Below are 321 nucleotides of genomic sequence, written 5' to 3'. Positions count from 1 at the left end.
ACCAGCAGAGGATTAACGTCCTGCGGGGGTTCGAATCCCTCAATCTCCGCCATTTATTAAAAAACTTAATATCGCGGGATGGAGCAGTCTGGTAGCTCGTCGGGCTCATAACCCGAAGGTCGTTGGTTCAAATCCTTCTCCCGCAACCAAAATGGTCTGGTAGTTCAGCTGGTTAGAATGCCGCCCTGTCACGGCGGAGGTCGCGGGTTCGAGTCCCGTCCAGACCGCCAAATGATGGTTCCGTAGCTCAGTCGGTAGAGCAGAGGACTGAAAATCCTCGTGTCGGTGGTTCGATTCCGCCCGGAACCACCATTTTTTTAT

3 tRNA genes are annotated in these 321 nt (G+C 53.3%); all 3 read left to right on the top strand.

Annotated elements, in window-relative coordinates:
- The first annotated feature begins 72 nt into the window (after window positions 1-72).
- The 3 genes from LJD34_RS16285 (at window position 73) to LJD34_RS16275 (ending at window position 312) form a co-directional block, all read left to right on the top strand.
- A tRNA-Met gene (locus LJD34_RS16285) sits at window positions 73-149 on the top strand.
- Window positions 150-153: 4 nt separating this feature from the next.
- A tRNA-Asp gene (locus LJD34_RS16280) sits at window positions 154-230 on the top strand.
- 6 nt (window positions 231-236) lie between these two features.
- Window positions 237-312: transfer RNA gene (locus LJD34_RS16275), tRNA-Phe, on the top strand.
- The last annotated feature ends 9 nt before the right edge of the window (window positions 313-321 follow it).

The organism is Faecalibacillus sp. MSK20_93 (assembly GCF_020589945.1).
GTDB classification, from domain to species: Bacteria; Bacillota_I; Bacilli_A; order Erysipelotrichales; family Coprobacillaceae; genus Faecalibacillus; species Faecalibacillus intestinalis.
Note: the sequence above shows the minus strand (reverse complement) of the source record. Positions and strands in the feature narration are given on the sequence as shown.